Annotated in this window: 7 protein-coding genes; all 7 read right to left on the bottom strand. The window is 61.9% G+C overall.

Features of this window, described 5'->3' with window-relative positions:
- Window positions 1–69 precede the first annotated feature (69 nt).
- Window positions 70–999: a cysteine synthase A gene (gene cysK / locus WMO66_RS13305; protein WP_349136893.1), complete on the bottom strand. Its 930-nt coding sequence runs from the start codon at window positions 997–999 to the stop codon at window positions 70–72.
- Window positions 1,000–1,155: 156 nt separating this feature from the next.
- Window positions 1,156–1,845, bottom strand: coding sequence for an L-ribulose-5-phosphate 4-epimerase (araD, locus tag WMO66_RS13300; protein WP_349136892.1), 690 nt, complete (start codon window positions 1,843–1,845; stop codon window positions 1,156–1,158).
- A gap of 10 nt (window positions 1,846–1,855) precedes the next feature.
- Window positions 1,856–3,322, bottom strand: coding sequence for an L-arabinose isomerase (gene araA / locus WMO66_RS13295; protein ID WP_349136891.1), 1,467 nt, complete (start codon window positions 3,320–3,322; stop codon window positions 1,856–1,858).
- 13 nt (window positions 3,323–3,335) lie between these two features.
- Entirely contained in the window at window positions 3,336–4,850 is a 1,515-nt protein-coding gene (locus WMO66_RS13290) for a xylulokinase (protein ID WP_349136890.1), read from the bottom strand.
- Window position 4,851: 1 nt separating this feature from the next.
- Window positions 4,852–5,529 carry a DUF624 domain-containing protein gene (locus WMO66_RS13285; RefSeq protein WP_349136889.1) on the bottom strand — a complete coding sequence of 226 codons (678 nt, stop codon included), beginning with the start codon at window positions 5,527–5,529 and terminating at the stop codon, window positions 4,852–4,854.
- A gap of 11 nt (window positions 5,530–5,540) precedes the next feature.
- Window positions 5,541–6,395: a carbohydrate ABC transporter permease gene (locus tag WMO66_RS13280; protein WP_349136888.1), complete on the bottom strand. Its 855-nt coding sequence runs from the start codon at window positions 6,393–6,395 to the stop codon at window positions 5,541–5,543.
- Window positions 6,392–7,312, bottom strand: coding sequence for a carbohydrate ABC transporter permease (locus tag WMO66_RS13275; protein ID WP_349136887.1), 921 nt, complete (start codon window positions 7,310–7,312; stop codon window positions 6,392–6,394). The genes WMO66_RS13280 and WMO66_RS13275 overlap by 4 nt, the downstream gene beginning before the upstream one ends.
- Between the last annotated feature and the right edge of the window lie 65 nt (window positions 7,313–7,377).

Genomic DNA, 7,377 nt, shown 5'->3' with positions numbered 1-7,377 from the left:
GCGCCGGGCGCGGCATGCCGCTCCCCTACAGCGCACAATCGGCAGCCCGGAAAGAAACGGGCAGTTTTCTCACTCCGTGAACATGGCAGTGGAGAGGTAGCGCTCACCGGTATCCGGGAGCAGGGCGACGATGGTCTTGCCTGCATTTTCCGGTCGCTTGGCCAACTCCGCCGCCGCAAAGACCGCCGCACCGGACGAAATGCCGACGAGCAGGCCCTCCTCCCGCGCCAGCGCGCGGCCGGTGGCAAAGGCGTCCTCATTTTCCACGGGGAAGACCTCGTCATAGACGGAGGTGTTGAGCGTCTTCGGTACGAAGCCCGCACCGATGCCCTGGATCTTGTGCGGACCGGGCGTGCCCTTGGACAGGACGGGCGAACCGGCCGGCTCGACCGCAACGACGCGCACGTTCGGGTTCTGCGACTTCAGATATTCACCCGTGCCCGTGATGGTGCCGCCGGTGCCGACGCCTGCAACGAAAATATCGACGGTCCCGTCCGTATCCTGCCAGATCTCCGGGCCGGTCGTGGCGCGGTGGATGGCGGGGTTGGCCGGATTCGTGAACTGGCCGGGCAGGAAGCTGCCGGGCGTCTGTGCGGCGATCTCCTCCGCCTTGGCAATGGCACCCTTCATGCCCTGCGCACCGTCCGTCAGGACGAGCTGCGCGCCATAAGCCTTGAGCAGGTTGCGGCGCTCGACACTCATGGTCTCCGGCATGGTCAGGATGACGCGGTAGCCGCGCGCGGCCGCCATGGCGGCAAGGCCGATGCCAGTGTTGCCGCTCGTCGGCTCGACGATGACAGCGCCCGGCTTCAGCAGGCCGCGCTGCTCGGCATCGTCCAGCATGGCGCAGGCGATGCGGTCCTTTACGCTGCCCGCGGGGTTAAAATATTCGACCTTGGCCAGCAGGTTTGCCTTCAGGCCGCGCGCCGCAGCAAAGCGCTGCAGCTGCACGAGCGGCGTGTGGCCGACAAGCTCGGAAATGCTGGAATAGACTTTCATAAAACAGGCTCCTTTCGAATCCCTATATAACCTACGGTATTTCTAGGCATTATAGTAGCACGAGTTTGGACCGTTGTCAAGCCCCCAAAACCGGAAAATGGAGCCGCTCCGACGGAGCAGCTCCATTTCCTCTCTTCTCCCTATCTGTAAGACAGATCAACCCTGTCCGTAGTAGGCATTTTTCCCGTGCTTGCGCAGGTAGTGCTTATCGAGCAGCTCCTGCTGCATTGCGCCGCGGTTCGGGCTGAGCTGCAGCGCATGGAAGTTCATGAAGGCGACCTCCTCCAGAACGACCGCATTGTGCACGGCGTTTTCGGCATCGGTTCCCCAGGCGAACGGGCCGTGGCTGTTGACCAGCACGGCGGGGATAGCCTCGGGGTCCTTGCCCGCGAACGTCTCGATGATGACCTTGCCGGTCTCCTTCTCGTATTCGCCCGCGATCTCCTCCGGCGTCATCAGACGGGTGCAGGGGATCTCACCGTAGAAGTAGTCGCCCTGCGTCGTGCCCATGGGGATGATGCCGACGCCCGCCTGCGCAAAGCTCGTTGCCCAGCGGGAATGCGTGTGGACGATGCCGCCGATCCCGGGGAAGGCACGGTACAGCTCCACGTGCGTCGGCGTGTCGCTCGAGGGCTTCCATTTGCCCTCGACGACCTTGCCGTCCAGATCCACGACGACCATGTCCCCGACCGTCATGCCGTCATAGCTGACGCCGGACGGCTTGATGACGACCAGACCGCTGGCGCGATCGATCCCGGAGACGTTGCCCCAGGTAAAGGTGATGAGACCGTGCTTCGGCAGCAGGAGATTAGCCTCCAGCACCTGACGCTTCAGTTCCTCCAGCATAGCGCGCTCCTTACTTCAGCTTCCACGCAAGGTCGCTCAGGAACAGGTCGTGCTCCAGAGACTCCACCGTGGTATCCGCACCGATGTGAACGTACTCGATGTCCATGATGCGGGCCCAGTCGCGCATCTGCTCGGCCGTAACGTCGTAGGACAGGACGGTGTGGTGCGCGCCGCCGGCAGTGATCCAGCACTCGACGCCGGTCGTGAGGTTCGGCATGGCCTTCCACATAACGCGGGCGACGGGCAGGTTCGGCATGGGCATGATGGGCTTCACGGCCTCGATATCCTGCACGATGAGGCGCAGACGGCCGCCCATGTCGATCAGGCTGACGACGATGGCCTTACCGGCCTTGCCCTCAAAGACCAGACGGGCGGGATCCTTCTCGTTCATGCCGATGCCAAGCGGATGGGTCTCGATGCGCGGACGGGCGCTGGCAAGGCTCGGGCAGACCTCGAGCATGTGTGCGCCGAGGCTGTATTCCTGCCCCTTGACAAGATGATAGGTATAGTCCTCCATGAAGCCGGACGCGCCGTTGCCGCCCTCGCCCATGGCCTTCAGGATGGCGGTCATGGCGGAGACCTTCCAGTCGCCCTCGCCGCCGTAGCCGTAGCCCTGCGCCATCAGGTGCTGAGAGGCCAGACCGGGCAGCTGCTCCATGCCGTAGAGGTCCTGGAACGTGTTGGCAAAGGCCTTGCAGCCCTCGCGGTCCATCATCTTCTTCATGGCGATCTCTTCGCGCGCCTGATAGCGGATGGCTTCGACGTTGTCCGTCGCAAAGTCATACTTCTCGCGGTAGACGTCCATGAGTGCGTCGACCTCGGCCTCCGTGACGGCGTTCATCTCCTTGACGAGATCGCCGACGGCCCAGGTGTTGACCTGCCAGCCGAGCTTGCGCTGCACCTCGACCTTATCGCCCTCGGTGACGGCGACTTCGCGCATATTGTCGCCGAAGCGCATGACCTTCAGGCTGCGGGAGAAGGCGACGCCGACGGCGACCTTCATCCAGCTGGCCAGACGCTCCTGTACATCGCCGTCCTGCCAGTAACCGGCAATGATCTTGCGCGGAGCACGCAGGCGGGCGCCGATGAAGCCGTGCTCGCGGTCGCCGTGGGCGGCCTGATTCAGGTTCATGAAGTCCATGTCGATCTCTTCGTTCGGGATCTCACGGTTATACTGCGTGGCGAAGTGGCACCACGGCTTCTGGAGCAGCTCCAGACCGTTGATCCACATCTTGGACGGAGAGAACGTATGGCACCACGTCACGATACCGGCGCAGGCATCGTTATAGTTGGCTTCCTTCACGACGTCGAGGATCTCGGCGTTGCTCTTGGCAGTGACCTTGTACTTCAGCGGATAGGGCAGAACGGCAGAAAGCTTCTGCGCCATTTCCTCGGCGCGGGCAGCGACGGTGCGGAGCACCTCTTCGCCGTACAGCGTCTGCGAGCCAACGACAAACCAGAATTCATAGTTTTTCATCTTTGTACACTCCTTACAGATTTTCTGTGGCAGCCTGCTCCACGCGGAGGCAGGCCTTATACTGATCGAGGAACGTGCGGAAGCCTTCAACGTCCGCCGGGTCCGGCTGGAGCGTCGTGCGGACGGCATCGGCGAAGACGTGCTTTGCGAGGAAGTCCTCCAGCGTCTCGCCGCCGCCCTGCAGGACGAAGGCCGCCAGAAGCGCCATGCCGTAGGGGCCGCCTTCTCCGGCGCTCTCCATGACGGTCACGGGCGCACCGCAGGCCGCGGCCATGTATTTCTGGCCGACGCCCGGCGTCTTGAACAAGCCGCCGTGGCCGGTGAGCGAATCGATGGCCACCTGCTCGGAGGCGAGCAGGTCCATGCCGATCTTCAGCGTAGCCATGGTGGAATAGAGCTGTGCGCGCAGGAAGTTTGCCAGCGTAAAGCGGCTGTCCGGGCGGCGCAGGACCAGCGGGCGGCCCTCATCGAGATGGGTCACGCCCTCGCCTGCCAGATAGTTCACGACCATGACGCCGCCGCAGTCGGCCTCGCCCTCAAGGCTCTTGCGGTAGAGCTTCGTGAACAGCTCGCCCGTGTCGACGGAGCTGCCGAACAGCTCAGCCGTCTCGCGCAGGACGCCTGCCCAGGCGTTCATGTCGTTCGTACAGTTGTTGCAGTGCACCATGGCGACGGGGCGGCCCGTCGGCGTGGTAACAAGATCGATCTCCGGATAGACCTTCTGCAGCGGATGCTCCAGAACGACCATGGAGAAGATGGACGTACCGGCGGAGACGTTGCCCGTGCGCGGGCCGACGGCGTTCGTGGCCGTCATGCCGGTGCCGGCGTCGCCCTCGGCCGGGGCAAACACGATGCCCTCGGACAGCATGCCATCGAGGCGGGCCGCACCGGCGGCGGTCAGCTTGCCTGCCGGGACACCGGCGGGCAGGACCTGCGGCAGCAGATCGCGCAGCGTGAAGGGCTGCTCCGCGATGAGGCGGTCAAACTTTTCCATCATGCCGCGGTCATAGTCCAGCGTTTCGCTGTCGATGGGGAACATGCCGGAGGCCTCGCCGATGCCGACGGCGTTCACGCCGGTGAGCATATAGTGGAAATATCCCGCCAGCGTCGTGATGTGCGCAAGCCTGCCGACATGCGCCTCGCCGGTGCGGATAGCATGCCAGAGGTGCGCGATCGACCAGCGCTGCGGGATGTTGAAGCCGAACAGCTCCGTCAGCTCCGCCGCCTCTTCGCCCGTCATGGTGTTCTGCCAGGTGCGGAAGGGCGTGAGCAAATTCCAGTCCTTGTCAAAGGCCAGATAGCCGTGCATCATGGCCGAGATGCCCATGGCATCCACGGAGACCTCGCCGAGGGCGCGCAGTGCCGTGCGAAGGCCGCTCCAGGCCTCCTCGAGGTCATAGGTCCAGACGCCGTCGCGGAGGTCGCTCTTCCAGGTGTAGTCGCCGGAGGCGACCGGGCGGAAGGCCTCGTCGATCAGGACGGCCTTGATACGGGTCGAGCCGAATTCGATACCAAGCGTATGAGTCATATTATGTCTCCTTTTGAGCCTGCATCCTCTCCCACGGAGAAATGATGTTTTTCTGGATGGGGTCGTTGAGCAGATAGCAGATCAGATATTGCGGCAGGCTGATGCCGAACAGTGCGATCACGATCAGCGTGTACGGGAAAAAGCTGAAGCCGAACAGGAAGCCGACGCCATGCACCACGATCGGCAGCCAGCCGCGGCCGCCGCGCAGGGCGGACATGCCGTTGGCATTCTTCAGGATCTGGCCGTTGGGCAGATCGAACATAGCACGCATGAGGAAGGCATAGCTCCCGCGGCCGAGCGCGAAGCCGATGGTAAACAGGCCGAAGGCGAAGAACATCGGACCGAGGAAGGTGCCGAAGTTGCCCATGCCAAGGCTGAGCAGGAAATATCCCAGAAACAGCAGTCCGCCGAACAGCAGCCCGAGCGGAAGACTGCGCCAAAAATCCTTTTTAAATTCGTCCCGGAACTCCTCCCACAAAAGCACATTGCCCTCGCGCACGAGCACGATGAGAGCGCGGTCCATGGCGCACAGCGCAGCCGGCATCGTCACGACCGGGATGCAGCAGGCCAGAAACAGCAGGTTCAGACGGATGAGCTTCCATGCATGGTTCCAAAACAGATAGAAAAACCGACGCGCACCCTCGCGGGGCGCGGGAAGGCCGCGGCCTTCCCGACGCATTCCGCGCTGCATCAGTTTTTCATACCGGTCATCACGATGCCTTCGACGAAGTACCGCTGACCGAGGAGATAGAACACGACGCCGGGCACGAAGGACATGCAGGTGCCGCACATGATGGCGGACCAGTCCGTCTTCAGGGAGCCCTTGAGCTGGCTCAGGCCCATGGAGATCGTGAACTTATCGTCCGTATTGATATAGATCATCTGCTGGAGCAGATCGTTCCAGATCTGGATGAAGAGGAACATGGCGACGACGATCATCGCCGATTTGATGGAAGGAACGATGACGTTGAGGAGGATACGGAAGTAGCCTGCGCCGTCGATCGTTGCAGCTTCGTCGAGCTCACGCGGGATGGAGCGGACGAACTGGCGGATGAGGAAGATGTTGAACGCGCCGCCGCCGCAGAGATACGGCAGGATCAGCGGCCAGAACGTGTTGGACATGTTGAAGAACTTCGTCCACATGATGTACAGCGGGATGAGCGTGACCATGATCGGCAGCAGCATGGAGCCGACGCACAGCGTGAACAGGAAGTTCCGCAGGCGGAAGCGCAGGCGCGCGAAGGCGTAGCCGCACATCGTGGCCGTGATGGTGCCGAAGATGACAGACGGGACGATGATGATCATCGTGTTCTTCAGATAGGTCCAGAACTTGAAGTATTCCAGCGTGTTGGCGTAGTTCGAGAACAGCCAGCGCGGCGGTAAGAAGGCAGGCGGCCACTTGAACAGCTCGGCGTTCGACATCAGGCTGGAGCGGAAGATCCACCAGATGGGCAGCATGCACAGACAGGTCAGGAAGATCAGCGCGATGAAGCACAGCGCATTCGTGATGCGCTCGGTGCGCTTGCGGCTTTTCAGGCTGCTCATTTGTCGTCGCCTCCTTCATAGAAGATCCAGCTCTTACTGGTGGCAAACAGCAGCAGCGTAAAGGCGCCGATCAGCAGGAACAGCACGAAGGCGATCGCGCAGGCGAGACCGATCTTGCCGCGCTGCTTGAACGCGTAGTTGTAGAGCATGTAGGACATAAAGTAAGAGGATTTGCCGGGGCCGCCCTTCGTCAGAGCGAGGGCAGGCGTGACGACCTGCATGTTGGTGATCAGGGCCATCAGCATATTATAGAAGATAATGGGGGTCATGCTGGGGAAGGTCACATGCCAGAAGCGCTGCCATGCGTTTGCGCCGTCGATCTCGGCGGCCTCATGGTACACGCGGGGCACATTCTGCAGGCCCGCCAGGAAAATCACGATCAGGTTGCCGGAGAGCCACACGGCGATCAGTGCCAGCGACGGAACGACCTGCGAGGACGAGCTGACGAACATCAGGCGTTCGATGCCGAGCTTGGAGAGGATGTAGTTGAACAGGCCCCACTCCGTGTTGTACAGCCAGCTCCAGCCGATGTAGACGGCGGCTGCGGGCAGCACATAGGGCAGGTAGAAGACCGCGCGGAAGAAGCCGCGGGCGGGGATCTTGCGGTTGAGCAGCATTGCGACAATCAGGGAATAGACCATGCTGCCGACGACAGCAAGCAGGGAGAAATAGACGGTGACCTTAATGGATTCCTTGAAGTACGGATCCGTGGTGAAGAGCTTGATATAGTTATTGATGCCGTTCCATTCCGGTGCGCCGGTTCCGCCCCACTTGAAAAAGCTCAGGCCGAACACCGCGATCAGCGGAATATAGGTCAGCACGATCAGGCCGATAAATGCGGGGATGAGGTAGAGATACGCAGCGCGCGCTTCCTTGCGGAGCAGCTTGCTCTTGGGTTTCTTAGTGCGTTTGGGCAACTTGCTCACCCTTTCTTTGAGTTAGGAGTTGAAAAAGACATTTTGGCCGGCCGCCGCTCCGGGCG

It is taken from the genome of Faecousia intestinalis, assembly GCF_040096185.1.
GTDB lineage: Bacteria > Bacillota > Clostridia > Oscillospirales > Oscillospiraceae > JAZOXB01.
The sequence above is the reverse complement of the archived record's forward strand: the minus strand, read 5'-3'. Positions and strand labels throughout refer to the sequence as shown.

Bases quoted from the DNA above. Each gene is read 5' to 3' on its own strand.
- cysK (WP_349136893.1), bottom strand. From the start codon at position 999: ATGAAAGTCTATTCCAGCATTTCCGAGCTTGTCGGCCACACGCCGCTC.
- araD (WP_349136892.1), bottom strand. From the start codon at position 1,845: ATGCTGGAGGAACTGAAGCGTCAGGTGCTGGAGGCTAATCTCCTGCTG.
- araA (WP_349136891.1), bottom strand. From the start codon at position 3,322: ATGAAAAACTATGAATTCTGGTTTGTCGTTGGCTCGCAGACGCTGTAC.
- WMO66_RS13290 (WP_349136890.1), bottom strand. From the start codon at position 4,850: ATGACTCATACGCTTGGTATCGAATTCGGCTCGACCCGTATCAAGGCC.
- WMO66_RS13285 (WP_349136889.1), bottom strand. From the start codon at position 5,529: ATGCGTCGGGAAGGCCGCGGCCTTCCCGCGCCCCGCGAGGGTGCGCGT.
- WMO66_RS13280 (WP_349136888.1), bottom strand. From the start codon at position 6,395: ATGAGCAGCCTGAAAAGCCGCAAGCGCACCGAGCGCATCACGAATGCG.